This window comes from Desulfofundulus thermobenzoicus, from assembly GCF_009428905.1.
GTDB lineage: Bacteria > Bacillota > Desulfotomaculia > Desulfotomaculales > Desulfovirgulaceae > Desulfofundulus_A > Desulfofundulus_A thermobenzoicus.
The window spans coordinates 45,902-71,647 of sequence record NZ_WHYR01000003.1; the positions used below are offsets into that span (position 1 = coordinate 45,902).

Below are 25,746 nucleotides of genomic sequence, written 5' to 3' on the forward strand. Positions count from 1 at the left end.
CTCACGCCTCCCCCAGGTCAAAGTTTACCCGGATTTTAAAAAGTCTGGTGGACGGCAGGTTCAGGATATCACTGATCCCCGTCTTCCTTTTGATTTCCTCCAGAATGGCTTCCACCCGGGCGGGGGAATCCACCAGCAGGGTGAACCACATGTTATACTCGTGCTCCCGCAGGTAATTATGGGTGACTCCCGGGAAACTGTTGACCACCGCCGCCACCCGCTCAATCTGCGGGGGTGGTACCTTCATGGCACAGAGGGTGCCGCTATAGCCCACTTTACGGGAGTCGAAAATGGCTCCCAGCCGCCGGATGACCCCCCGGGCAATCAGACGCTCCAGCCGGGCCAGTACGTCTTCCTCGCTGGTTCCCAGGGTTTCGGCCAGTTCCCGGTATGGTTCCGGTGTTACGGGCAGGTTGGTCTGGATTAAGTTGAGCAGCTGTTTGTCCAGGTTATCCATGGTCACGATGACTCCCTCCGCATGGCTTCCCTGCCTTTGCGGTACAGGCACCAGGGTTCCTCAGCCATGTAATCCCCGTGGTAGAAATATGCCCGGGCCCGGCAGCCGCCGCAGACGGTGCGGTACCGGCAGGAGCCGCAGCCGCCGCCGTATTCTTCCGTACGCAGTCTCAAAAAAACCGGGCTTTTCTCCCAGATGCGTTGAAAGGGGGTTTCCCGTATGTTCCCCGCCGGAATGTTTAAGTAGGCGCAGGGCTGCACGTCTCCCACCGGGTTGATGATGCAGTAACCCGTGCCGGCCAGGCACCCCTTTTGAAAGCGCAATTTCAGGCCCATCCGGGCGGCGATGCGCATGAACTGGGGGGCGCAGGTGGGTTTTACTTCAACGGGCACTTCCCTTTGCTTTTTCATCAACCGGTGCAGCAGGCGTTCATACTGTTCGGCCCGCAGGGATTCTTCTTCAATGTTCACCGCCCGTCCGGTGGGGACCAGGAAAAAGACGTGGTGGGCCACCGCCCCCAGCTGCACCGCCAGATCGGTCAGTGCCTCCACCTGGTGGTAGTTCCACTCCACCACGGTGGTATGAATCTGGAATGGTAAACCCGCCCGGTGGCAGGCCTGCATGCCCTCCACCGCCGCCTGCCAGGATCCTGCCCGGCCGCGGAAGCGGTCGTGTTGCCCGGGATCGGTGCTGTCCAGGCTGATGCCCATGGCCAGGGCACCGGCCCTTTTTAATTTTTCGGCCACTTCTCCGGTGATCAGGGTGCCGTTGGTGCCGAAAACCGGGCGCAGTCCCCTGCCTGCGGCGTAGCGCACCAGTTCGTAAATATCGGGTCTCAACAGGGGTTCCCCCCCGCTGAAGATCATAATCTTAAAGCCCGCCCGGGCAATTTCATCAATCAACGCCGCTGCCTCGACAGAGGAGAGCTCATCCTCCGCCCGGGCGCCGGCGTCCCGGTAGCAGTGGGCGCAGGCCAGATTACAGGCGTTGGTGGTGTTCCAGGATACCAGCAAGGGTTATCATCCTCTCCAGCCGGTATTAAAACCCTTAACTTTAAGGCCGGACGATGCAACAGGTGGGTTAGAATCGCCCGGAAGTCTAATTCTTACCTTCCTGCACCTTCCTGCAGCCAGCGGGCCACGTCTATGGCGTGGTAGGTGAGAATAATATCGGCCCCGGCCCGTTTCATGCCGGTGAGGGTTTCCAGGACGACCCGCCGTTCGTCAATCCACCCCCGGGCGGCGGCCGCCTTGACCATGGCGTATTCACCGCTGACGTTGTATACGGCCACCGGGTGGTCGAAGCGGTCCCGTACCTGCCGGACAATATCCAGGTAGGCCAGGGCGGGTTTGACCATGATGATGTCCGCCCCTTCCTGGATGTCCAGGATGATTTCCCGCAGGGCTTCCCGGGCGTTGGGCGGGTCCATCTGGTAGGAGCGGCGGTCGCCGAACTGGGGTGCCGAGCCGGCGGCTTCCCGGAAGGGACCGTAATAGGCCGAAGCGTATTTGGCCGCATAGGCCATGATGGATACGTCCTGGTAACCGGCCCGGTCCAGTTCCCGGCGGATGGCACCCACCCGGCCGTCCATCATATCCGAGGGGGCCACCATATCTGCTCCGGCCCGGGCGTGGGAAAGGGCCGTATGGGCCAAAAGCTCCAGGGTGGGGTCGTTTAAAATGCAACCGTTCTCCACAATACCGCAGTGGCCGTGGCTGGTGTATTCACACAGGCAGACGTCGGTAATCACCAGCATGGCCGGGAATTTCTCCTTGACGGCCCGGATTGCCTGCTGTACTATACCCTGGTCGTCGTAGGCTTCGCTAGCCCGTTCGTCCTTTTGCCGGGGGATGCCGAAAAGGATGATTCCGGGGATGCCCAGTTCATCCACTGCGGCCAGTTCCTCCAGCAGGGTATCGACCGAGAAGTTGTAAACCCCCGGCATGGCTTCCACTGCTTTTTTTACACCCCGCCCGTGGGTGACAAAAACAGGATAGATCAGATCGTCCACCGAAAGGCTGGTTTCCCGCACCAGACGGCGTATGGTTTCATTCGCCCGCAGACGCCGCGGTCGAACTATAGGAAAGGGCATGAGGAAAGTCATCTCCTTTTTCAGGCCGCACCGATCTCTTCGTCTGTTAAATAACACGCCGGATCGGGCGCCCAGAAATCGTTGTACACGGCTTCGGCCCGGCTGCGGAAGTTTCCGTTGCAAAGGTCCAGCCAGCGGCAGCGGGCGCAGCGTCCCTTCAAAAGAGGCCGCCGGTTTTTCAACCCGGCCAGGATGGGTTGGGATAAATCGGTCCAGATTTCCCCGAAACTCTTCTTCCGCACATTGCCGAAGGTGTGATGCATGGTGAACTGGTCCGGGTGGACGTATCCCTCCCAGTCCACGGCGGCGATGGCTATGCCCGTGCGGTTGCCGCCGTTTTGTTTGAGCAACCGGTAGACCTGTTCCGCCCGGGCCGGGTCTTCCCGCAGCAGTTTTAAATAAATATATACCCCGTCGGCGTGGTTGTCTACCGTAAGGATCTCCACGGGCATGCCCCGCCGGTGGAAATAGACCGTTTTTTCCATAATCAGGTCCAGGGCGGCCCGGGATTGGGCGTGGGTAATGTCTTCGTCAACCATTTCCCGGCCCCGGCCGCTGTACACCAGATGATAAAAACATACCCGCGGAATTTTTTCCTTTTCAATTAGATCAAATATGTCGGCCAGCTGGTGGTAGTTGTGCCGGTTGATGGTAAAACGCAGGCCCACCCGCTGCCCCACCTCCAGGCAGTGGCGGATGCCCCCCAGGGCGGCTTCAAAGGCGCCTTTCTTGCCCCGGAACCGGTCGTTGCCTTCCCCGGTACCATCCAGGCTGATGCCCACGTACCCCACGCCAATTTCCTTCAAGCGCCGGGCCACCTCAAGGGTAACCAGCGTGCCATTGGTGGACACGGTGGGCCGGATGTTTCGTCCGGCGGCATATTCGGCCAGCTCAAAAAAGTCCGGACGCATCAGGGGTTCGCCGCCGGAGAATAGGAGCACGGGCACCTTAAACTCGGCCAGGCCGTCAATAAACTTCCTGGCTTCGCCTGTGCTCAGTTCGCCGGGATGTCTTTCGCTGCCGGCACTGGCATAACAATGGATGCAGCGCAGGTTGCAGCTACGGGTCATATTCCAGACCACCACCGGGCCGTGCCCGGCCGCGGCGCCGTGGATTTGTTTGCCGGAGGAGGGGCTGTAGCGCAGGATGTCGCCAAAATTTTCACTGCCGCAGAGTAATTTGCTTATGCTGATCATAACCCCTATACATCCCTTCTGGAGGTGGTTATTGGGCGTTAACTGCCGCTTCCAGTATGGCCTGAACCAGTCCGGCGATGGTGTATTCCCGGGCCTGTACATGCACGGGCAGGCCCATTTCCCGGGCGGTGCGGGCGGTGATGGGGCCGATGCAGGCCACCATGGTTTTCTCCAACAGCCGGGGCAGATGGGGCTCCTGGAGAAGCTGCACAAAATTGCGTACGGTGGAAGAACTGGTGAAGGTGACCACATGGATTCTCCCTTCCGCCAGCAGTTCCCGGATCAACCGGGCATTTCCCCCGGCCGGGACGGTGCGGTAGGCCACCACCTCCTCCACCACGGCGCCCAGATCCCGTAGCGCTTCGGCCAGCGCCTTGCGGGCTATGTCGGCCCGGGGTAAAAGTACCCGGTCCCCGGGGTTGATCTGTTCCCCAAGGCCGGCAACAATCCTTTCCGCCCGGTACTCGTCGGGCATATGGGTAACCTGCAGGGCGAACCTTTCCAGGGCCTGCCTTGTTTGAGGGCCGATGGCACAAAGGTTTGCGCCGTGGAGATCCCGCACATCCCGGCCCCTTTGCCTCAGTCGCCGGAAAAAGAAATGTACACCGTTGACACTGGTGAAAATAACCCACCGGTAGGAACCAAGCCGTTCGATGGCCGCATCCAGGGGCGCATAACTTTCCGGTTCCATTATGGCAATGGTGGGAAACTCCAGGGCTTCCCCGCCCAGATCTTCAATGATCCGCGACAGTTCGCTGGCCTGTTCCCGGGAGCGGGTGACCAGCACCCTTTTGCCGAAAAGGGGTTTTTTCTCAAACCAGGCCAGCCTTTCCCTGAGGGCCACCACTTCCCCCACCACGATTACCGCCGGGTTGGTCAGACCGGTTTCCCTGGCCCGGAAGGCGATGTTTTCCAGGGTGCCGGTTACGGTCTGCTGTTCAACCCGGGTGCCCCAGCGGATCAGAGCCACCGGTGTTTTAGGATCCCGGCCGTGTTTTATCAGCTGTTCGGTAATCCGGTCCAGATTGGCCATGCCCATTAAAAAAACGAGGGTGCCCGCCCCGGTAGCCAGTTTGTCCCACTGGATGCTGGAATCCTCTTTGCGGGGATCTTCATTGCCGGTAATAATGGCCAGGGTGGAGGTAAGATCCCGGTGGGTGACCGGAATGCCGGCATAGGCCGGCACGGCGATGGCCGAGGTAATGCCGGGCACCACTTCAAAGGGAATGCCTGCCCGGGCCAGGGCTTCCGCCTCTTCCCCGCCCCGGCCGAAAAGGAAGGGATCGCCTCCCTTCAGGCGGACCACCACCTGCCCCCGGGAGGCCCTTTCCACCAGGAGGGCGTTGATTTCCTCCTGGGTCATGGCGTGTCCGGCAGGGCTCTTGCCCACATAAATCAACTCCGCTTCCGGTGCGGCATGGGTGAGCAGGTGGGGGCCGGTCAGACGGTCGTAAACAATAACGGCGGCCCTTTGTATACAGGCCAGGCCCTTGACAGTGAGCAGCCCCGGATCTCCGGGACCGGCTCCCACCAGATAAACCATCCCTTTATTCATGAATACCGAACTCCTGTCTGGCGGTTTTTAGAATCTCCCCGGCCCCCAGGACTAAAAGCCTTTCGGCCAGCATTGCGCCCGCTTCTTCCGCCCGGTGGGGTGAAGCGCAGATCCTTTCCCGGATCAATTGCCGGCCGTCCAGGCTGGCCACCACCCCTTCCAGAAACAACCGTCCGTTTTCCACCCGTCCCAGGGCACCAATGGGCACCTGGCATCCGCCCTCCAATTTTTTCATCATGGCCCGTTCGGCGGTAATGGCGGCCCGGGAGGCGGGATCATCCAGGGGGGCCAGCATCCGTTGGATATATTCATCGCCGGCCCGGATTTCGATGCCGATGGACCCCTGGCCCACGGCCGGCAGGCAGGTGGAAAGGGGGATCCGCTGGGTGATGCGGTGGTCCATTCCCAGGCGGTGCACACCGGCATAGGCCAGCACCAGGGCGTCCAGGTTTAATTCTTCCAGTTTTTTAAGCCGGGTGGTCAGATTTCCCCGGATGGCGAACATGTGCAAATCGGGCCGGAAGTGTAACAGCTGGGCAGTGCGGCGCAGACTGCTGGTGCCTACCCGTGCCCCGGACGGCAGCTGTTCCAGAGTCAGCCCGCGGCGGGATATAAGCACGTCTCCCGGATATTCCCGCCGGCAAAAGGCGCCAATGGCCAGACCTTCCGGCAGGCGGGTGGGCAGGTCCTTCATACTGTGTACCGCCAGGTCGATTTCCCCTCGGTCCAGGGCTATTTCCAGTTCTTTGGTAAAGAGGCCCTTGTCGCCAATTTTGGCCAGGGCCACATCCAGAACATGGTCGCCCTTCGTTTTCATCCCCCGCAGTACAAAGGGTTGCCCGGGATAACGCCGCTCCAGCTGATTAAGCACCCAGCGAGCCTGCCACATGGCCAGCTGGCTGTCCCGGGTGCCGATGACAATCTCTTTGGGCATTCCTTAAAGCCTCCAACATAACAAAAGGGCCGCCGACGGGCCTGGTTTTATTCTTTCCGTTAAACACGGGGATATGCCGGACCGTTGGTTTTTAGCTATCCTGTCCGGGTTCGTTCGGGTATGGATAATAATGATGGTCGATGGTCCTCTTGTTCGCTCTTCTTTGGGACAAGTTCCCGGCTTCCAGTAAATTCTCCGGTGTTTACCCTAAAGGCCGGTGGCCACGTTTCCCTGCCCCGGAGCATTTTCAAAGGACTTTGGTTCTTCACCGGGAATGCTTAGTTGAAAAAGGTTTTGCAGTACCTTCATATACAGATGCCCTTCGGGTGTCAGGGCGTAGGCTTTCAACTGGGTCACCGGCACATGCAGCAACTGGTTGACAATGGAATTGGCCAGGGAGGACACCACCTTCCGATCATGCTCGGAGATGTCTCCCAGGCGGTTTAACGCCCGGTGCAGTTCCTTTTTCTTGATTTCTTCCCCCCGCTGTTTCAAGGCGGCAATGGTGGGCACCACAAATTGCATGCTCAACCACTGCATGAATTGCTCCAGCTCTTCTTCAATGATACTTTCCGCCACCACAGCGGCCTTTTTGCGCTGGGCCAGATTCTGATCCACCACCTGTTGCAGGTCATCGATATCGTAAAGGGTTACGCCGGGAAGTTTGCCTGCCGCCGGGTCTATATCCCGGGGTACCGCAATGTCGATCATCATGATTGGCCTGCCCTGACGGGCAGCAATAACCCCGGCCACATCCTTCAGGCGCACCACATAGTGGGAGGCGGCGGTGCAACTGATCACGATATCTGCCTCGGCCAGGTAATGATACAGCTGGTCGAACTTTACCGCCCGGCCGTTGAACTGGACGGCCAGCTTCAGCGCCCGCTGATAAGAACGGTTGGAAACAATTACGCCGGAAACGCCGTTGGCCACCAGGTGGCGGGCCGTCAGTTCGCTCATTTTCCCGGCCCCAATGACCAGTACCGAACGGCCGCTAAGATCTTTAAATTTTTGTTTGGCCAGTTCCACAGCCGCATAGCTGATGGATACGGCATTCTGGTCAATACCGGTTTCCGAGCGTACCCGTTTGCCCACAGTGATGGCCTGTTGAAAAAGGGTGTTCAGCACCCGGTTGGTGGACCCGTGCTGGCAGGCCATCTGGTAGGCCTGCCTTACCTGCCCCAGGATCTGGGTTTCGCCCAGAATCATGGAATCGAGACCGGCCGCTACCCGGAAGAGGTGGCGGATGGTGTCATAAAGGGTGTGGGTATAGGAGTAATTTTTAATCTCCGAAATGTCCACCCCCGATTTCTGGGACAAAAAATCCCAGATGGCGTTTAAACCTTCATCCAGCTTGCGGGTGGCGGCGTAGATTTCCGTCCGGTTGCAGGTGGAGATTATGACGCACCCTTCAATGGCCGGGTAGTTATTTAACCGGTCCAGGAAGTTGCCCAAAGAATGCTCCGGGAAAGACAGCCTTTCCCTCACCTCCACCGGTGCTGTTCTATGGTTCACTCCGACCACGATGATAAGCATTAATCACTCTCTCCTTTGCCTGTTCCAGTTCTCCCGCGGCCAGCAGTCGCAGCACCTGATCATCAACCAGTGCAGTCAATACGTTACGCCGTCTTACGGGATCGACGGTCTGCTCCAGCAGGTCTGCGCGGATTTCCCCCAGCAGGTCGGCCAGCAGGCCGTATTCCGGACCGTAACGTTTTTCCAGTTCCTCTTTGATCCGGCGGGCCAGCAGGGGACTTTTGCCGTCGGTGGAAATGGCTATTTGCAGGGCTCCCCGCCTGACCACCGCTGGAACGTAAAAGTTACCGTAGGGGGGGTCGTCCACCACATTGACCAGCAAGTTTCTCTCCATGGCCTCCCGGGCCACCCGGTGGTTAACCTCATCCCGGTTGGTGGCGGCAACCACCAGAAAAATGCCTTCCAGGTCGGCGGGCCGGTATTCCCCTTGCCGGTATTCAATCTGGCCCTTTTCGGCCATTGCCTGTAAACCCCGGGTGAGGATGGGACTGACTACCCTCACCCGCGCTTCGCAGGCCAGAAGGGACAGGATTTTACGCTCGGCGACCCGGCCGCCGCCAACCACCAGGCAGGGGCGACCGGCCAGCACCAGCGAAATGGGATAGCACCTGGCCAAGTACCACCATTCCCTGCTACCGTCGATATTTACGGATATCCATTAGAATCTTCTGATACCGTTCAGGAAAACGAACCGGCAAGGGTCTTTCGGGAAAACAAAAGGCTTTACGCATCATTATACTACCTGAGACCTGAACTGACAACCCTGGGGTGAAACTGCCACTGTTCGGGCGAATCCAACCGGTATCCCCTTTTTCATACTAGAATTTTCTAACACCTATAAAGTCGGCAATGGCACCCAGAATATTCTTCGCCGGTTTTTCCGGCAGGACACCCAGGGCTTCTTTGGCCTTGAACACATACTTCCGCACTATGGCCGCCGAATGTTCGATGGCACCGCAATCCAGGATCAGGTTGATTGCTTCCTGGATTTGTTTTTCATCCTTTTCCCGGGATAAAATCAATGTTTTCAGGTATTCCCGCCGGGGACTCTGTTCCAGGGCATAGATGACCGGCAGGGTGATGATCCCCTGACGCAGGTCGCTACCCACCGGTTTACCCAGTTGTCCCTGCCTGGCCACCAGATCCAGTATATCATCGGTGATCTGGAAGGCCATGCCCAGATAGTGCCCGTAACGGCGCAGTGCCAGGTGAATATCCGCCGGTGCGCCACAGGCCACGGCCCCCAGCTGGCAACTGGCGGCAATTAAAAGGGCGGTTTTGCGGTTTATGCGGTAAAAATAATCCCTGACACTTTGATCCTCGGTAAAGGAACCGGAAATCTGCTGGATCTCCCCTTCGCACATCTTCACACTGGTATCGGCCAGCACCCGGGGAATCAGGGGATTATCATAACGGGCGATTATAATCAGGGACCGGGCAAATAAATAGTCTCCAACATGGGTGGAAATGCGGTTCCCCCAGCAGGCCCTGATGGTGGGTTTGCCCCGGCGTGTTTGGGCGTCGTCCACCACGTCGTCATGGATTAAAGTGGCCATATGAATTAACTCCAGAGCCACAGCCAGGGGCAGAATCCGCTCCAGGTTGAAATTAAAGCATTTTCCTCCCAGCAGGCTGAAAGCCGGCCTCAATCTTTTCCCGCCGGCTTTAAGCAGGTGGGTGGCCGTCTCTGTAAGCAAAGGATCCGGGGTCTGCAGGGCGTTTTGTAATTCCCGTTCCACCACGGCCAGTTCATCCTTTATTTCCTGAAAGAATTGTAGCATTATTTCCAGCACCTGCCTGTATGCAAATAAAAACCCCGGCCAGCTTAAAAAAAGAGTATTCCACAGAAAAGGGCGAAATCCTCCCCGGACGGAAAAACGACAGGTTTGCCCGGGCAAATTCCCTGTCATAGGTTATAATATTTTGGATTGAAAATCAATGGCTGTTAACAGGCCCTTATGCCGGCTGGCAATTGCCTGTCCGAAGGATTCATGTTATAATATGTATTGTTCTTAACGGGAGTGGATGGGGCCTGGTGGCCCTCCTGGTCTTCAAAACCAGTCGTGGGGCGGTAGTCCCGTCCCGGGTGAGTTCGATTCTCACACACTCCCGCCAATTCCCGGTGTCCACTGGCGGTCGGCTTTTCTTTCCGGCCGCCTTTTATTTCCTATCCGGTAAGATTTCCCTTTGTCCGACCGGTTTACCATCTGGCACGGGTTTTCCCCTTGAGCCAGGCCAGGATTAATAAAAAAGTGGGAATGATTATTTCAATTACATAGGCGTACGGAATAAATGCTCCAACGATAAACTCGACCATCTCGGTGACGTTGTCAAACTGGCTCAAGGACATGGTTATGAGCAGGATACTTGAAGGGATGAGCACTACCCGGTGGTCTTTTAGTCTGAGTAGCTGGGCGGTGCCGATGACTGTGGCGAAATGAAACAAACCCACCTTGCCGAAAATGCTCAGCACCCAGATGGCAATCCAGATGGCATCCAGCCGGGTTAGAAATTGTCCAAAACCCGCCAGGCGGACAATTTCAAAGGTGGCGTAGTTCAACCGCCCGGTGGACACGCCAAAAACGGCCGTGCTGGTCATGGCATCTACGACCAGGATGAACCCGATGGCGATTATGGCGATAATTCCGTTGCGCCGGGCTATTTCCGGTCGAGCCAGGTAAGGCATGAGCATGGCCAGGGTGAACACTTCCCCCCGCCAGGCAATGGGGTCCAGGCTACCCCGCAGTACCGGCTTTATGCCGTTTTCCATTACTGGCAAAAGGTTGCCCGGGTCCATATGTCCTGATACCAGGAGCAGCACCAGCCCGAAGAGAATTAAAATGGTGGGGTAAATCAGTTCCATTACCCGGGCAATTACTTCCAACCCCTGGTATACGCCATAGGTACATACCATCACCAGCACCACGGCAAAGGCCACCTGGGGGGTGGTGGGCATGATGGCCGTGGCCACCAGTTCACCAAACTCCCGGACAATCACGCCGTTGATATGTAAAAAAAACAGGATATAAATAAGGGCGAGCAATTTCCCCGCCAGGGGGCCCAGCAGGGTTTCCATATATTGAATCATTGTCTGGTTGGGGAAACGTTTGCCCAGGGCTGTAACAACCAGAATTACGTAAATACCCGGCAGGGTGGCCAGCAAGGCCACCATCCAGGAATCCCTTCCCGCTTCGGTGGCCGTAATACCGGGCAGATATACCATGGCGGTGGCTCCCACCAGATTGATCAACAGGAAAACAATTTGCAAACCGGAAATTTTCCCCCGCTCATGCATACCCGCACCTCAAAGGGATGGTTACGGGTTTATTGTAAAGCGTTTACACCGGTTCTATGTATTATCGTTGTTCCTTTTATAACGAAGCCCCGGGCATTGTCTGCGGTCATGCCCGGGGCCGGTTTGTTCCGTTTTTTATTTTATTTAGAATGGTACTGGAGATTTTAATATTCCGGTTGGGGCAGAAAATCATGCCAGTGGGGAGGTTCCGGCTCCCTTTCGGTGAAGAGCAGGCTGCACACGGCCAGGACCAGGTTGGCCGCTCCCAGGACGAGGTAAAGTCCGGCCAGGGGATGGTTTACCCCCAGGAAAAAGCGGGCAATCAACAGGAATGACCCTGCGGCCAGATAAGGCCGGACTTTACGGCGGTCCAGGGAGACCATTTTTAACCTTTGCAGGGGTTGTCGCAGAGTTATATGCCGTTGCTCCCCGGTCCCGGGGGGCTTTCCCCTTTGCGCCTGTGCCGCCAGGTATATCAATTCCCTGCCCGGGATCAGAGCCAGGCGCCGGCCCTTCTTTTTTAATGCGGCGGCCAGGTGTACCGCTTCCGGGGTAAACTCCCCGGGGGTGATTAGCAGGGCATGGTCAAAACCCCTTTCATCCATGGTTTGCGCCATGGCTGTAATCACGTCTTTGCCTGCCGGGCTCCGGCCGGCCGGAATGAATAAAATCATGACCGGTTTTCCGTGATAAACGGCCAGAACCACGGCTTCCGGCCCCCCGCCGGCACCTTTCTTTTCCTGGCGTTTTTGTTTAAGTTCAAAACCGGGTAACTTTTTGAACACGGGCAGCAGTAGTGCGGCCAGTTCGGCTCCGGTTTGCGGTTTTTGCAATTCTTCCCGGTAGCGCTCCCCCGTCTCGCGTAACTGGCGGTAGAGTTTTTCCCGTTTTAGTCTTTCCCGGTATGCTTTTCTGCCCAGCAATCCCAGGCCGGCGCTGATGGCCAGGGAAACGGTCAGGGCTTCCGGAGGTGGCCAGAGGGAGGCCAGGAAAACCAGGCAAACCAGCCAGAATATCATGAGTGTACCGTAAAAATCCAGCCAGCGGGCAATGGGGTTGCGCTCATCTCCGGGGGGCTTGATATGAAAACGTAACAATTCCCTGCGCCGGCGGCGCTTTTCCCAGTTCCGGCGGGCCCGTCCCAGGGTTTGCCGGGAAAGCTTTAAAATGGACATGGTACTTGTTTCAACTCCCTCGAAAATAGATTTTTATTGATTACGGAGGGAACGAATGTTCCCATGGGTAACTCCTTCCAAACAGTCACCGGTCGTCAGACGTCAGTCGTCGGGTTAAGTATGCAGCATTCACCGGTATATATATAAAATTGCCATTTTCTGGCCCATTAATTCTTGCGGCCGGTGAATTTATTCAACCCTCCCACGGCAAACTAAGGATGGGAGGTGGTGGTCGTGTCCGGTACGGAGAGGGATCTGGATGACAAATACCGGCGGCTGGATGAAGTGATTGGACGCTATGGACAGCAGGAAGGGCAGCTGATCCGGATTTTGAAAGAAGCCCAGGAGATATTTGGCTATCTGCCTGAAGAGGTACAGACCTATATTGCCGGCAGGCTGGATATTCCGGTAAGCGAAGTAAACGGGGTGGTTACCTTTTACACCCTTTTTCATACCGGGCCCCGGGGAAAGTATGGTATCAATGTCTGCCTGGGAACGGCCTGCTATGTACAGGGTGCACCGTCTATTCTGGAGGAATTCCGGCGGCAACTGGGATTGCAGGACGGGGATACCAGCGCCGACGGTTTGTTTACCGTTAAAAGCACCCGTTGTCTGGGGGCCTGTGGCCTTTCACCGGTGATCACGATAAACGACAAGGTTTTCGGCAAAGTAAAACGTCAGGATGTGAGCAAGTTGTTGCGCAAATACCGGCGTGCCCCGGAGGTGAGAGATGATGATCAACCTGTTGAGCGACCTGGAGGATATCCGGCGCAGGCGCCTCCCGGACATTAAGGCCCGCCGGGGGGAACCCGGGGCTGCTCCGGAATGGCAGGTGCTGGTGTGTTCCGGTACCGGGTGTACTTCTTCCGCCAGCCATGTGGTGCGGGAAGAACTGGCCCGTCATATAGGGGAAGCCGGCATCCAGGCCCGGGTGGTTAAAACGGGCTGTTTCGGCTTTTGCAAGATGGGTCCCCTGGTGGTGGTCCACCCGGGCCAAACCCTGTATTGCCTGGTAAAGAAAGAAGATGTTCCGGAAATAGTGCAAAGCCACCTGGGGAAAGGTAAGATTGTGGAGCGCCTGCTTTTTGCCGAACCGGATACCGGGGAACGTAAAAAATGCCTGTCGGATATTCACTTTTTCCGCGCTCAGCACCGGGTGGCCCTGCGCAATTGCGGTTTGATCGACCCTGAGGATATTAACGAATACATAGCCTGTGACGGTTATTTTGCCCTGGCCGGTGTCCTGCTGCACTGGGACCCCTCCCGGGTGGTGGAAGTGATCAAACAGTCCGGTTTGCGGGGACGGGGTGGAGCCGGATTTCCCACCGGAAAGAAATGGGAACTGGCCGCCGCCGCATCCGGTCCGGTAAAGTATGTGGTGTGCAACGCCGACGAGGGTGATCCCGGCGCCTTTATGGACCGCAGCATTCTGGAGGGGGATCCCTACAGTGTGCTGGAGGCCATGACCATTGCCGGTTACGCCATTGGCGCCCGGGAGGGTTATATCTATGTCCGGGCGGAATACCCCATTGCCGTGGACCGGCTGGAGCGGGCCATCGCCCAGGCCAGGGAGGTGGGATTGCTGGGGCGTCGCATTTTAAATACCGGTTTCGACTTTGACATCGACCTGCGTTTGGGGGCCGGGGCCTTTGTCTGCGGGGAAGAGACTGCCCTTTTGCGTTCAGCCGAGGGGCACCGGGGAGAACCCCATCCCCGCCCCCCCTACCCTGCCACCTGCGGTTTGTGGGGTAAACCCACGTTGGTCAATAATGTGGAAACATATGCCAATATACCGGTAATCATCCGCAATGGTGCCCAATGGTTTGCCTCCATGGGCACGGAAAACAGCAAGGGGACCAAAGTCTTCTCCCTGGCCGGCAAGATCATGAACACCGGTTTGATTGAAGTGCCCATGGGTACCACCCTGCGCACGGTAATCTTCGACATCGGTGGCGGCATTCCCGGAGGAAGGCGGTTCAAAGCGGTTCAAACCGGCGGTCCTTCCGGCGGATGCATCCCGGAGCGCTATCTTGATACGCCCATTGATTATGAATCCTTAAAGAAGCTGGGTTCCATGATGGGTTCCGGTGGCATGATTGTTTTGGATGAAACTGACTGCATGGTGGATATAGCTAAATTTTACCTGCAGTTCAGCCAGGATGAATCCTGCGGTCAGTGTACTCCCTGCCGGGTGGGTACCAAACGCATGCTGGAAATTCTGGAGCGGATTACCCAGGGTAAGGGCCGGATGGAAGACCTGGACGAACTGGCGGATCTGTCCCGGGAAGTGATGGACGCATCACTTTGTGGTCTGGGCCAGACGGCGCCCAACCCGGTTCTTTCCACGTTGCGCTATTTCCGGGACGAATATGTGGCCCATATCCGGGACAAACACTGTCCGGCCGGTGTTTGCCGGGCGCTGGTGGACTACGTGGTGGATGAGGAAAAGTGCATTGCCTGCGGTTTATGTGCCCGGCAATGTGTGGCCCATGCCATCAGCGGGGAAAAGAAGGGGCGGCCCTACTTCATTGACCGCCAGAAGTGCCTGAAGTGCGGCGCCTGTCTCGCCAGTTGTCCCCGGGAAGCCATTTACACCGCTTGAGGGTACTGTGGAAAACTCCCGGCTGCTGTCGTCTCCGGGAAAAAGCACGCATACACGGTATGGTGGGTCCTATCTCAAAGGACTCCGGAAAAAACACCTGCCTTTTTCTCCCGTGGTACCCGGGAATATTGCTATTTGTTTTAGAAAAGGTTATAATAAGACCAGTTTGACCTTCAGGTACGGGCGGAAATGGGGCCTGTGGCGTTGCAGAAGGGTTTTATTAGCTAACTGACCTGAAGTTTAATATTTTGGGAAGAGGGGATATGATGAATCAGGCCAAAACCCTGACGGGCGACAGCAAATTTCGCTTCTCCTGTCACCCGGGGCTATCCTGTTTTACCGAATGCTGCCGGGATGTGAATATCTTTTTAACGCCCTATGATGTGCTGCGCATGCGTAAAAAACTGGACCTTTCCTCGGGAGAATTTCTGGAGCGCTATACTATTAAGTTAATTGGAAACAAAACCGGATTGCCTCTGGTTTTACTGAAAATGAATGAGCAGGATAAAAAGTGCCCCTTTGTCACACCCCAGGGGTGCGGGATTTACCAGGAGCGTCCCTGGGCCTGCCGCATGTTCCCCCTGGATAAGGCCGAAGGGGATGACCGGTATAATGTGGTGGCCGTTCCTTCCCGGTGCCGTGGTTTGGAAGAAGACAGGGAATTGATGGTGGAAGAATATATAAAAGAGCAAGGTCTTTTGACCTACGATTATGTGGAGGAAATATTCAATCACATATCCTATAATCCGCGTCTGTCCGAGATTAAGGTGACCGATCCGCAAATAGCCGATATGTTTTATATGGCCTGTTACGATCTGGATCGTTTTAAACGCTTTGTCTTTGAAACCCGGTTTCTGAAAATATTCGAGGTGGAGCCGGAAGTGGTGGAACAAATAAAAACCGACGATCTGGCCCTGATGCAGCTGGGCTTCCGGTGGATGCGCTTCGGTCTGGTTATCGGCGATTCCATGAAGTTCAATCAGGAGGTTTTGCTGGCAAAACAAAAAGAGCAGGAAGCGGCCAACAGGCCGCAGTAATTTCCAGAGTAAAAGGACCGGTTATATAACCGGTCCTTTTTAAAAATAAAATGGCTGGCTGCCGGTGTTCCGTGGACAGTTACGGCGCAGGAACAAGTACACAATCCCGTGCGGCCGGTCATTTATCGAAACCAGTGGGTCTTATACTTCAGGCTTTAGAATCCCCCGCTGAAGGGCAGTCACGGGTGACAAAGTTATTTCCCGCATATAAACCGGGGGATCCTTTTCCCCCTTTCTTTTCCGCCGTTTCCTGTTCTACCAGCGGGCGGTAAAGTTCCGGACGGCGGGAGAGCAGGTAAAAGCTGTGGCGCATGGTTCTGGCCCGGCCCTGGCGAATAGTGTTGAGCAGTTCTGCCTTCAGGTCCACCACCAGCAGTCCTTCCCGGCCGAGAAAATCTTCGGCGATTACATTGCCCTTGGGGTCTATAACCAGCGCTCCGCCGCAAAACTGCTGATTTTCCCCGGCCGCTCCCACCAGGTTGCAGGCGGCCACGAAAACGGTATTATCATAAGCCCGGGCGGAAAGATACTTCAACCAGATATCCCGCCGGTCACCCACGATGGTGGGAGATGCGTGGGGGGCAAAAATCACTTCCGCCCCCTTTAGCGACAGTACGGTGGTTACTTCCGGGAAGTGCAGGTCCCAGCAAATTTCCACACCAAAACGAACCCTTTCCGTTTCAAAAACCGGCAGGCTGTCACCGGGGGTAAAGTAGGGCCGTTCACTCCTGCCCAGGTGAGTTTTGCGATACCGGTCGATGCGCCCGTCCGGGTAGGCGACCACCTGAGTTATATAGGGGTTTCCCCTGCCGGAGGTTTCGGCCATCCCGGCCAGAATAATCATATTATGGGAACGGGCCAGCCGGCTGAAAAAAAGGGTACTCTCCCCGGGAACGGGCTCCGCGTAATCCCCGGCCTTTTCCCGGTTATAACCCTGCAGGCAAAGCTCCGGAAAGCATATGGCTTCCACCCCTTTGCCGGCGGCCTCCTCCACAAAAGCGGCCATTTTCTGCCGGTTCGTTTTTACGTCTCCAATGGTGACCTGCATCTGCACCAGGCCAATACGCAGATCCTTCATGGTTCACCCCTGTAAATCCGGCCGGTATACGGCCTACGGCTTGATGTAAGCGTAGCCTTCCCCCTGTCTTTTCACTATTTCCGTGATCCCTGCCGGAACCACGGTTATAAAGGGGGGCAGGCTGTCTTCCCGGATATTGTTCATATTCAGGGCGTTGCGGCAGGCGGCAAAAACCACACCCTGCCCATGCAGGTCCTCCATCTGGCGGATCAATTCTTTCTTTCCCTGGCTGTATGCCAGCACCCCCGTACCGTTGGCTACCACCACTATGCTGGTGCCTCCGGGTCCCACGTCCTTGATGAAGTTGTTAATGTTCAGCAGCACCCGGGGCCAGCGGTCCGGTTCGTTGATGTGAAAAAGTGCCTTCATTGACTTACGCCCGGTTCCTGTTGTTTTTATGGTAAATGTTCAGTGCACCCGTTAAAATCGCGCAGTGTTGTCCCGCGAATACCGGTGGCTGAAACCAGGCGTTGCACCTCCTTCCTTGGGTATATTTCTTCCCCTTCACCCTTTTTCCTACCTGTAGATTATTAGATCCGGTAATTTTTATCATTAATTTATCTGTTTAATCCGGATGGATGATTACCGCTTCTTCTTCGCAGTTGGGGAATTTGGGGCAATTGATGCATTCCTTCCAAACTTTCTGGGGCAGCTTTTCCTTTGGGATTAGCTGGAAACCGCACTTTAGAAAGAAACCGGCCTGGTAGGTCAGGGCGAAGACCCGGGGCAGCCCCAGTTCCCGGGCTTCCTGCAAAAAGGATTTCACCAGGCGGCGGCCGATGCCCCGGCGGGTGTAGCGGGGGTCCACCGCCAGAGCCCGGATTTCCGCCAGATCATCCCAGATAATGTGCAGGGAACCGGCTCCCACCACCTGTCCGTTTTCTTCCGCCACGGTGAATTCCCGCAGCGCCTCGTAAAGAACCGAGCGGGGCCGGGCCAGCATCAGACCCTGTTCCGCATAATAGTTTATTAAACCGTGTACCGCTTCCATATCGGCAATCCGGGCCTTGCGAATGATCATCTTTTCTTCTCCCTATATTTGCCGGGCGTAATCCACCCCGTTTTTAAAAATGGCCAGACCGAGGGGCTCGCTGAATATATGCCGCCGCCAGTTGGGGTGCTGTGTCCGTTCCACAAACCGTTCCGGATGGGGCATTAACCCCAGCACCCGGCCGGCCGGGTCACAGATGCCGGCAATGGCGTTTAAGGAGCCGTTGGGGTTCTGCGGGTAATCCCCTGTGGGTTCCCCGCCGGGGCCGGCGTAGCGAAAAACCACCTGTCCGGCCTGCTCAATCTCCTGCAGGGTATCTTCGCCGGTATAAAATTTACCTTCACCGTGGGCTACCGGCAGGTTTAACACCCGGCCAGCCAGCCCCCGGGTGAAAACACACCGCGTATCCTCCACCCGCAGGTTTACCCACCGGCATTCAAAACGCCCGCTGTCATTGGCGATTAGAGCAGCCCGGATTTCGCCCATTCTGGCCGCGGGCAGGAGGCCCGTGCGTACCAGTACCTGAAAACCGTTACAGATGCCCAGCACCGGTTTGCCCGCATCCACAAATTCCTGCAGCTGTTCCTGCAGGAAAGAGGTCAGTTCAACCGCCAGGATTTTGCCGGAATGTACATCGTCCCCGTAAGAGAAGCCCCCGGGTATCACCAGGATATGATAGTCAGCCAGCTTTTCCTCCCCGGCCCGTAGCTGGTTGATATGAACCATCCGGGGTTCCCCCCCGGCCAGGGCAAAGGCGTGAAAGGTTTCCCGGTCGCAATTGGTGCCGTCGGTGCGCAGAACCATCACTCGCGGTTTTTGCACATCATTACCCCCTGTTCTCTACCGTTCCGAAGACTTCGTTCATCGGTCTCTGCCAGGCCTGTTTCAGCAAAGCCAGGGAAATGCGGAACAAAGGTTGTCCCCCCCGTTCCACGGCAATTTCCGTGGAAAGTGCCGTTTTGCCCAGAACCAGATGGGGTATGCCGGCAAAGGCCATGGCCGGGTCCACTCCGGGGGCCATTTCCACCAGAAAGCAGCCGGCGGTTTCATTGAACAGGAAATAGTCCGGTCGCACATCAGCTGGGATGGCTATGTGGGCGCCTACCTGGCCGCCGAAGCACATTTCCGCCAGGGCGGCCGCCAGCCCCCCGTGGCTGATATCATGACAGGAGAGGATTTTGTCCTCCTGGATGGCCCGGTGTAGAATTTTCCAGACCACCGGGACAGTTTGCAAATCGATGCGGGGCATATTTTTGCCCAGATAACCTGCCAGGTCGTAGTAAACTGAACCGGCCATTTCCGGAAGGTGACGTTTACCTACCAGGACAAGGGTATGGTCCGGGCCCTTGAAATCGGCCGAAACGGTCCGGGCAACGTCGGGCAGGCGGCCAAATACGGAGACACAGAGCACCGGGGGGATTTTAATTACCAGGCCGCCGGTCCCCCGGTAGGTGCTGGAAAGACTGTCCTTCCCGGAAATAAAGGGCATACCGGTGGCCCGTACAAAGTCCACACAGGCGTCCACGGCCCGGTCCAGGGCGCCCAGGGATTCTTCATCGGGAAAGGGCCAGATGAAATTGTCAATCAGAACCAGTTCCGCCGGGTCGGCACCGGCCGCCACCGCATTGGATACCGCTTCCGCAGCCGCCCACAGGCTGCCGTGATAGGGATCGATCCGGTTCAATACCGGGTTTAACCCGTGGGCAATGATTACCGCCGCAGGATTGCCGGGCAGGGGGGTGAGCACCACGGCATCATTGGGACCGTTTCCATTTACCCCTCCAAAGGGGGGTAATCCGCAGGAACCCTGTACCCCGTGGTCATACATACGAACAATGGGCTCTTTGGAGCATACATTCAGGTGGCCCAGGATCCGGCAGCAGGTTTCCTCCCAGTTTTCCGGCAGGGGTAACCGGGGGTCTTCCAGCTCCGGCGGCTGCCAGCGGGCGGAAAGCACCCTCTGGGGCAGGCCGTGGTGCAGGAACTGCATGTCCAGATCACAAACGGTTTCTTCCCCGTAAGTGACCAGCAGGCGCCGGTCGCCGGTAAACTCCCCCAGTACGGTGGCCTCCACATTCAGCCTCCGGCAGATTTCCAGCAACCGGTCCCTGTTTTCCGGCGCCACGGCCAAAACCATGCGCTCCTGACTTTCCGAAAGCCATATTTCCCAGGGCTTTAACCCCTGGTATTTTAACGGTGCCCTTTCCAGCCACACCCGGACGCCGGTTTCTTCCCCCATTTCCCCCAGGGCCGAGGCAAATCCGCCGGCACCGCAATCGGTGATGGCCCGGATCAGCCCGGCTTCACTGGCCGCCACTATGGCGTCGGCCATACGCTTTTCCTCTATGGGGTGGCCGATTTGCACCGCGCTGGCGTTCACTTCGGTGGTCCGGTGGGTCATTTCCCCGCTGGAAAAGGTGGCTCCGTGGATGCCGTCCCGGCCGGTCCGGCCGCCGATGACCACCGCCAGGTCCCCCGGCCTGGGCCGCCCCTTTTGACAGCGTTCCACCGGCAGGATACCATAGGCACCCACAATAACCGTGGGCTTGGCCCGGAAATCACGGTGGAAATGGACCGAGCCATTGTTGGTGGGGATGCCCATGCGGTTGCCGTAATCCCTTACCCCGGCCACCACCCGCCGTAAAAGATAATGGGGGGAAAGACAGCCGGGGGGAATTTCTTCCCGGGGAGTATCCGGCGGGGCAAAGCAGAACATATCGGTGGAGGCAATGACCCGCGCTCCCTGTCCCGTGCCCATGATGTCCCGGAAAACCCCCCCGCTGCCGGTGGCGGCGCCGCCGTATGGTTCAATGGCCGAGGGGGAGTTGTGGGTTTCCACCTTTCCGCAGATGGCCCAACCGTCGTAAAAGGCCATTACCCCGGAGTTATCCACAAAGGCCGACAGCACCAGGGGGTGGTTGGCGGCGGCAGTGGCCTCCTGCAGGCGTTTTAAGAGGGGTTTCTTTTCCTTCCCGTTTACCACCAGTCTGGCTTTGAAAGTTTTATGCCCGCAGTGTTCCGACCAGGTTTGGGCCAGGGTTTCCACTTCACAGTCGGTGGGTTCCCGGCCGGTGAGCCGGAAGTAGTCCTGGATGGCCCGCATTTCTTCCAGATTCAAGAACAGGCTGTCCCGGCTCAGGTCCATCAGTTCTTCGTCTTTCATCTGTGTAAGGGGGATAACCGCCGTGTGTCCTTTCAAGCCGGAAATGAGCAGGGTGGCCGGTTTTTCCCGGATCACCCTTTCCACGGTATCGTTGACCAGGAGCCGGTCCAGGATCATTTCCACATCCCGGTCGCTTATTTCCGGTCCGTAAAAGCCGAATTCCCGGCTGGAATCGGCGGCCACCAGACCGGTGATGCCCAGATCCCGGGCGGCTTTAATCAAAGAGGCGGCTTCCGGGTTCATCACTCCTGGTTTATAGGCCACCTCCACCACCACCCGGGCATCCCTGATGATGGGTGCGTCAATGGTATAAATCTGGAAAACATCCTCGGCCAGCAGTTTTTCCGCCAGCACTCTGGCGGTGTCCGCATCAATGCCTTCAAAACGGAAAACCCTGGCTGTGCGTACCCTTTCTATGGTGTTGATACCCAGGGCATGTCGTATTTCATATAAAATTTCCTCCCCCGGGGGATCGGGTAGAAAGGGGCGGTTGGTAACCCTGACTTCAATGACGGCCATGCTGCCACCTTCCATTAATGAACTCGGGGAAAACAAAGTTCCCGGCGGCCGTCCGCCGGGAGCAGTATCTCCATTCAAGATTTTAGTATAATTGCGCCGAAAAAACAAGATAGGGGCCTTTATCTTTTCTCCTTTACGTTAAAATAAGTACCGGGCAGGAGGTGCGTTTGTGATGCGGGCATTTACTGTTCCGCCTGTCTTTACCGTACAATAAGTACCGGGCAGGAGGCGTGGCGCACCACCCGATTACTCACGCTGCCCATCAAGTAACCACGGATTTCGCCCAATCCCCGGCTACCCATAACAATCGGGTCATATCGCCCTTCCCGGGCTTCCCGGCAAATTTCATCGGCCGGATTTCCCCAGATGGCTTTTGTTTCCAGATCAACATTATATTTGGCCAGTTCTTCCCTGGTCCGGTTTAAAATTTCGGCCCCATTTTCCTCCATCTGTTCCTGTACCTTCCTGTACACTTCCCCCAGGCGGTCTTCATACCGGTTAACATAGGGTGGTAGTGGTGGCACCACGTGCAAAACGGTCAGGTGGGCTTTGCATAATACGGCCAGTTTTGCCGCATGTTCGGCGGCCATGGCCGACCGGTGGGAACCATCCACCGGAACAAGTATTTTGCAGTACATGTACACCCCTCCTTTAAGATAGTTATCACATTCACAATTTATCACATTTATATTACCTTATTGACGCAAATCCTGTCAACCCTTTTGAAAAATTTAATCGTCCTTTCTACCCTGTTTAAAAGTTTGGCCGCTCTTTTTTCGGTGACAATAGATTAACAACAGCACTGGTGCTTGGGAAATGGTTGGTGTTACAATAGATGGGTAATTGGATGCTTACGGAGGAGAATTATGGATGGCGGATTTACCGGAAGTGGATATTTATACCGACGGCGCCTGCAGCGGCAACCCCGGTCCCGGCGGGTACGGGGTTATTCTGCGTTACGGCAAGCATATGAAGGAATTGTCCGGTGGCTTTGCCCGGACTACCAACAATCGCATGGAATTGACGGCCGTAATCAAGGGGTTGCAGGCGTTGAAGCGACCCTGCCGGGTGACCCTGTACAGTGACAGCCGCTACATTGTGGATGCCATGACCAGGGGTTGGGTGAAACGCTGGCAGACCAACGGGTGGCGGCGGGATAACGGGGAGCCGGCCAAAAATGCCGATCTCTGGCGGCAAATCCTCTCCCTGGCCGAAAGGCACCGGATTACCTGGGTTTGGGTGAAGGGACACGCCGACAACCCCTATAACAACCGCTGTGATCAACTGGCGGTTCAGGCCAGCCAGGGGGACTCCCTCCCCGTGGATGAGGGCTACTCCGGCTAGGATTTAAGGCTGCCAGATGGCGGCAAAAAACCAGATAATCATGCCGGTTTCCAGGATTAGTTTTACTGCCGTTCCGCCCACCAGCCCCACCAGGGAGCCCCAGCCGGCCAGTATGGCCTGGGGCAGGGGTTTCCTGGCCAGAAGTTCCCCGATTATGGCGCCGGCCAGGGGACCGAAGATAATGCCCATGGGTCCCAGGATAAGGATTCCCACCACCATGCCGGCCATGCTGCCCCAGATGGCGTAAGCCGAACCGCCGTAGCGGCGCACGGCCCAGGCTCCGGCCAGGTAATCCAGTACCAGCACCAGGATCATGGCCACGGCCTGACCCAGGTAAAATCCCCAGCCCAATCCGGAAAAGCCGGTGAACAGGCCGTATACCAGCATGCCCAGCCAGATGAGCGGTACCCCGGGGAGGGCGGGTACCACCGTTCCGGCCAGTCCGGCCGCAAAAAAAAGACAGGCGACGATAATTCCGGCCAGGGCCATTTTCCTTCACCTCGCTTATTTTTTACTAGTTATATGCCCTGTTCGACAGCTTATGAGCAAATCCCTGCCTGGTTGTTTGCCGTTGGTCTCCGGTCGCCGGTGGTTAGTAAATATTATAAAAGGGCCGGCGCAGAGCCGGCCCTGAAAGCCTATTTACTGCATGTTTTAGCGCACTTCCTGCAATCGCCGTTACAGCCCCGGGGCATCCATAAAATATGGTTGCAGCGGGGGCAGCGGTTGGCATTTGTACCGGTTACGGTATAGCCGCAACAGGGGCAGGTGTGTTTAACTTCTTTCATGCTTCATCACCCCTGAATGTCGGTGGTGGGCCTGGAACGGCGGAAGAACAGGCACAGCAGCACGACGGCCAGGGTAAGCACCAGGAAGGCCAGCATGACCGGTATTACCCCGTGGCCGGCAGCGGCCGGGCTGAAAAGGCGGGCCATTTGAGCCACCAGGCCGCCCACCAGGAAGGCGGCCACCCAGCTGCTCCCCCAGATGAACGCCGCCTCCTTTTTGGTCCGTTCTTTAAATATAACCAGTATGGAGGCAATGCACGGCACAAACAGGGTAATGGTGATCAGGGCCACCACTGTTTGCAGCGGGTTTAACTCCAGGGCGGTCAGCCCGGCGGCGCCGAAATCACGCCGCACAATACCCATGATAAAGGCGGTGGCCGTCTCCCGGGGGAGATTCAACCAGCCCACCGTAAGGGGCGCCAGGATGTTCTGCAAAAACTCCAGGATTCCCGTAACCTGAAAGATGCTGATCAGCAACGCTCCCAGGGCAAAAAGCGGTGCCGCTTCTTTTAAAAAGTGGTAGGACCTGGTACCGGTTTTCTTTAAAACGTTATCCAGCCGCGGCAGCCGCAGGGGTGGCAGGTCAATGAGCAGGTCCGCCGACTTTCCGGGCAGGAGCGTGGACAACAATGTACCGGCCATGACCAGCACACTGAAGATCACCAGAATATACAGGGTCACGTACTGCGGTCCCAGGCCGGCCAGCATGCCGGCGATCACTCCCAGCTGGGCCGAGCAGGGGATGGTCAATCCCAGCAGGAAGATGGCTATTTTCCTTTCCCGGTCCGAAGACAGGAGCCGGGTGGTAATGGTGGCCATGGTGACACAGCCGAACCCCAGGATAAGGGGGATGACCCCCCGCCCGTTTAAACCAATGGCATTGAGCACGCGGTCCACCAGGGTGGCGATGCGGGGCAGGTACCCGGAATCTTCAAACAGGGACAGGAAGAAATAGAATCCCACCACCAGGGGCATCAACAGTCCTAATAGATAGGTCACCGTCATGGTCAACAGTCCGAAGTCGCCGGTTAAAATGATACCCGGCACGGAAGACGGGGAAATAATTTGTTCAACCAGGTGGCGCACCGCCGGTTCATAGATGCCCTGCATGATGGTTTCCTCGGTAATGCCCACCACGGTGCCGGCGATAAAGACACCGATGGCCTTATACATGACCCACAGGGCCAGCAGCAGGATGGGTATGCCAGTGACGGGCTTGAGCATCCAGCGCCCCAGGATGGTGCCGAAACTCGCTCCCCGGGAGGTCTCCCGCACCACCCGGGCGTATATTTCATTGACCCTTTCCCGCCTGCGGCGGTAAATTTCTTCCCTGCGGGTGCCCGGCTGGCACCCGTGGCGCCCGGCGATGACCGGGTCCCCTTCCAGTACCAGCAGTGCTTCCCCCCGGCTGCCCACCCGGTTAAGCAAGTGATGGATCTCCCCTTCCAGTCCCGGCGTGGGATTGCCGGGCCGGGCGGTGAACAGTTCCGCCTTTAAACGGTCCAGGCCATCCCTTTTCACGGCCACCGTGGGTATGACCGGCACTCCCAGCAACTGGCTCAAGCGGTCCACGTCCACTGCGATGCCCAGCCTTCTGGCGTCGTCCATCATGTTCAGAGCGACAATCACCGGTACACCGGTGTCAATTATCTGCTGGGTGAGGAAGAGATCCCTTTCCAGATGGGTGGCCGATACAATATTCACCACCAGGTCCGCCGACAGGATAATGTCCCGGGCAATGCGCTCTTCGTCGTTGAAGGAGGAAATGCCGTAGACCCCGGGCGTATCGATTACCACATCGGAACCATAACGTCCGTATGAGATGTCCAGGGTCGTCCCGGGGTAGTTGGACACATCCACATAGATACCGGTCAGCTGATTGAAGAATACAGATTTTCCCGTATTGGGGTTGCCGGCCAGCACAATGCGGCGGGATCCCTCCGGTATGTCCATTTTTAAACCGGGGCAATGGCAATGGGCCATG

23 protein-coding genes and 1 tRNA gene are annotated in these 25,746 nt (G+C 57.0%); 5 read left to right on the forward strand and 19 right to left on the reverse strand.

Translation table 11 applies throughout. The features are described from left to right. Position 1: 1 nt before the first annotated feature. The 9 genes from ahbA to GFC01_RS01825 form a co-directional block, all read right to left on the reverse strand. Positions 2–457 (reverse strand): siroheme decarboxylase subunit alpha, encoded by a 456-nt coding sequence (ahbA, locus tag GFC01_RS01785; RefSeq protein ID WP_152944991.1) that lies wholly within the window; start codon positions 455–457, stop codon positions 2–4. A gap of 2 nt (positions 458–459) precedes the next feature. After that, on the reverse strand, positions 460–1,470 hold the full coding sequence (gene nirJ2, locus GFC01_RS01790; RefSeq protein ID WP_152944928.1) for a putative heme d1 biosynthesis radical SAM protein NirJ2: 1,011 nt from the start codon (positions 1,468–1,470) through the stop codon (positions 460–462). 92 nt (positions 1,471–1,562) lie between these two features. Beyond that, positions 1,563–2,549, reverse strand: a complete 987-nt coding sequence (hemB, locus tag GFC01_RS01795) for a porphobilinogen synthase (protein WP_152944929.1) — start codon at positions 2,547–2,549, stop codon at positions 1,563–1,565. Between the two features lie 20 nt (positions 2,550–2,569). Then, positions 2,570–3,745 carry a putative heme d1 biosynthesis radical SAM protein NirJ1 gene (nirJ1, locus tag GFC01_RS01800; protein WP_152944930.1) on the reverse strand — a complete coding sequence of 392 codons (1,176 nt, stop codon included), beginning with the start codon at positions 3,743–3,745 and terminating at the stop codon, positions 2,570–2,572. A 28-nt stretch (positions 3,746–3,773) separates the two neighbouring features. Then, entirely contained in the window at positions 3,774–5,300 is a 1,527-nt protein-coding gene (gene cobA / locus GFC01_RS01805) for a uroporphyrinogen-III C-methyltransferase (RefSeq protein ID WP_152944931.1), read from the reverse strand. Beyond that, positions 5,293–6,234: a hydroxymethylbilane synthase gene (gene hemC, locus GFC01_RS01810; RefSeq protein ID WP_152944932.1), complete on the reverse strand. Its 942-nt coding sequence runs from the start codon at positions 6,232–6,234 to the stop codon at positions 5,293–5,295. Before hemC ends, cobA begins: the two co-directional genes overlap by 8 nt. A gap of 207 nt (positions 6,235–6,441) precedes the next feature. Further along, positions 6,442–7,770, reverse strand: a complete 1,329-nt coding sequence (gene hemA, locus GFC01_RS01815) for a glutamyl-tRNA reductase (RefSeq protein WP_152944933.1) — start codon at positions 7,768–7,770, stop codon at positions 6,442–6,444. Further along, on the reverse strand, positions 7,739–8,386 hold the full coding sequence (locus tag GFC01_RS01820; protein ID WP_152944934.1) for a precorrin-2 dehydrogenase/sirohydrochlorin ferrochelatase family protein: 648 nt from the start codon (positions 8,384–8,386) through the stop codon (positions 7,739–7,741). The genes hemA and GFC01_RS01820 overlap by 32 nt, the downstream gene beginning before the upstream one ends. A 202-nt stretch (positions 8,387–8,588) precedes the next feature. Continuing rightward, positions 8,589–9,551, reverse strand: coding sequence for a polyprenyl synthetase family protein (locus GFC01_RS01825; RefSeq protein ID WP_152944935.1), 963 nt, complete (start codon positions 9,549–9,551; stop codon positions 8,589–8,591). Positions 9,552–9,787: 236 nt separating this feature from the next. On the opposite strand from GFC01_RS01825, the gene GFC01_RS01830 reads away from it, so the two are divergent. Then, positions 9,788–9,885: transfer RNA gene (locus tag GFC01_RS01830), tRNA-Sec, on the forward strand. Positions 9,886–9,970: 85 nt separating this feature from the next. Here GFC01_RS01830 and GFC01_RS01835 read toward each other — a convergent pair. Both GFC01_RS01835 and GFC01_RS01840 read right to left on the reverse strand, forming a co-directional pair. Then, a complete protein-coding gene (locus tag GFC01_RS01835) occupies positions 9,971–11,065 on the reverse strand; it encodes a GerAB/ArcD/ProY family transporter (RefSeq protein WP_152944936.1) in 1,095 nt (364 codons plus the stop codon). 164 nt (positions 11,066–11,229) lie between these two features. After that, the gene (locus GFC01_RS01840; RefSeq protein WP_152944937.1) at positions 11,230–12,240 is read right to left on the reverse strand and encodes a restriction endonuclease; all 1,011 of its coding nucleotides are present in this window, start codon (positions 12,238–12,240) and stop codon (positions 11,230–11,232) included. A 234-nt stretch (positions 12,241–12,474) separates the two neighbouring features. Between GFC01_RS01840 and GFC01_RS01845 the strand changes: the two genes are divergently transcribed. The 3 genes from GFC01_RS01845 to GFC01_RS01855 all read left to right on the forward strand — a co-directional run bounded on the left by GFC01_RS01845 (position 12,475) and on the right by GFC01_RS01855 (position 15,879). Beyond that, on the forward strand, positions 12,475–13,032 hold the full coding sequence (locus GFC01_RS01845) for an NADH-quinone oxidoreductase subunit NuoE family protein (RefSeq protein WP_341473701.1): 558 nt from the start codon (positions 12,475–12,477) through the stop codon (positions 13,030–13,032). Beyond that, the gene (locus GFC01_RS01850; RefSeq protein ID WP_152944938.1) at positions 12,971–14,842 is read left to right on the forward strand and encodes an NADH-quinone oxidoreductase subunit NuoF; all 1,872 of its coding nucleotides are present in this window, start codon (positions 12,971–12,973) and stop codon (positions 14,840–14,842) included. Before GFC01_RS01845 ends, GFC01_RS01850 begins: the two co-directional genes overlap by 62 nt. A 266-nt stretch (positions 14,843–15,108) precedes the next feature. Further along, positions 15,109–15,879, forward strand: a complete 771-nt coding sequence (locus tag GFC01_RS01855; protein WP_152944993.1) for a YkgJ family cysteine cluster protein — start codon at positions 15,109–15,111, stop codon at positions 15,877–15,879. A gap of 148 nt (positions 15,880–16,027) precedes the next feature. On the opposite strand, the gene GFC01_RS01860 is transcribed toward GFC01_RS01855, so the two are convergent. From GFC01_RS01860 to GFC01_RS01885, 6 genes are all read right to left on the reverse strand, one after another. Continuing rightward, positions 16,028–16,957 carry a nitrilase family protein gene (locus tag GFC01_RS01860; RefSeq protein ID WP_152944939.1) on the reverse strand — a complete coding sequence of 310 codons (930 nt, stop codon included), beginning with the start codon at positions 16,955–16,957 and terminating at the stop codon, positions 16,028–16,030. Positions 16,958–16,990: 33 nt separating this feature from the next. Continuing rightward, positions 16,991–17,326, reverse strand: a complete 336-nt coding sequence (locus tag GFC01_RS01865; protein WP_152944940.1) for a DsrE family protein — start codon at positions 17,324–17,326, stop codon at positions 16,991–16,993. A gap of 196 nt (positions 17,327–17,522) precedes the next feature. Next, the gene (locus GFC01_RS01870) at positions 17,523–17,978 is read right to left on the reverse strand and encodes an N-acetyltransferase (RefSeq protein ID WP_152944941.1); all 456 of its coding nucleotides are present in this window, start codon (positions 17,976–17,978) and stop codon (positions 17,523–17,525) included. Between the two features lie 12 nt (positions 17,979–17,990). Further along, positions 17,991–18,770, reverse strand: coding sequence for a phosphoribosylformylglycinamidine synthase I (gene purQ / locus GFC01_RS01875; RefSeq protein ID WP_341473702.1), 780 nt, complete (start codon positions 18,768–18,770; stop codon positions 17,991–17,993). Positions 18,771–18,774: 4 nt separating this feature from the next. Then, complete coding sequence (purL, locus tag GFC01_RS01880; protein WP_152944942.1) at positions 18,775–21,630, reverse strand: phosphoribosylformylglycinamidine synthase subunit PurL; 2,856 nt, start codon at positions 21,628–21,630, stop codon at positions 18,775–18,777. A gap of 200 nt (positions 21,631–21,830) precedes the next feature. Further along, positions 21,831–22,268, reverse strand: coding sequence for a universal stress protein (locus tag GFC01_RS01885; protein WP_152944943.1), 438 nt, complete (start codon positions 22,266–22,268; stop codon positions 21,831–21,833). Between the two features lie 232 nt (positions 22,269–22,500). Between GFC01_RS01885 and rnhA the strand changes: the two genes are divergently transcribed. Then, positions 22,501–22,974 carry a ribonuclease HI gene (rnhA, locus tag GFC01_RS01890; RefSeq protein ID WP_152944944.1) on the forward strand — a complete coding sequence of 158 codons (474 nt, stop codon included), beginning with the start codon at positions 22,501–22,503 and terminating at the stop codon, positions 22,972–22,974. 3 nt (positions 22,975–22,977) lie between these two features. Here the strand turns inward: rnhA and GFC01_RS01895 are convergent, their stop codons facing one another. Then, the gene (locus GFC01_RS01895; RefSeq protein ID WP_152944945.1) at positions 22,978–23,463 is read right to left on the reverse strand and encodes a DUF456 domain-containing protein; all 486 of its coding nucleotides are present in this window, start codon (positions 23,461–23,463) and stop codon (positions 22,978–22,980) included. Between the two features lie 305 nt (positions 23,464–23,768). Further along, complete coding sequence (gene feoB, locus GFC01_RS01900; RefSeq protein ID WP_152944946.1) at positions 23,769–25,745, reverse strand: ferrous iron transport protein B; 1,977 nt, start codon at positions 25,743–25,745, stop codon at positions 23,769–23,771. Between the last annotated feature and the right edge of the window lies 1 nt (position 25,746).